Source organism: Psychrobacter sp. TB20-MNA-CIBAN-0197, from assembly GCF_040309765.1.
Lineage (GTDB): Bacteria > Pseudomonadota > Gammaproteobacteria > Pseudomonadales > Moraxellaceae > Psychrobacter > Psychrobacter submarinus.
In genome coordinates this window covers 1-249 of the sequence record NZ_JBEOPC010001127.1, presented here as the reverse complement: position 1 = coordinate 249, position 249 = coordinate 1, and the positions used below count along the sequence as shown (strand labels likewise).

Genomic DNA, 249 nt, shown 5'->3' with positions numbered 1-249 from the left:
GCGCCATACTTAGGTGGTGGGTTTGGTCACTTTTATAGTTACGCACCAAGTAAAATGCAATACCCTATTGATCGTTTTACCATGGAAACTAAACGCCAACTTGACGTGTTAAATCGTCATTTAAGCGAAAATGAATACATGGCGGGTGATGAATACTCAATTGCCGATATTGCAATTTGGCCTTGGTATGGCTCGCTTGTTTTAGGCGACTTATATGATGCAGCTGAATTTTTAGATGTTGCCTCATAC

Annotated in this window: 1 protein-coding gene; it reads left to right on the top strand. The window is 40.6% G+C overall.

Annotation, left to right across the window (positions count from 1 at the left end; all coding sequences use genetic code 11):
* Positions 1 to 249: glutathione S-transferase C-terminal domain-containing protein (locus AAEY83_RS17445; protein ID WP_351061203.1), on the top strand; the 249-nt coding region annotated here is incomplete at both ends.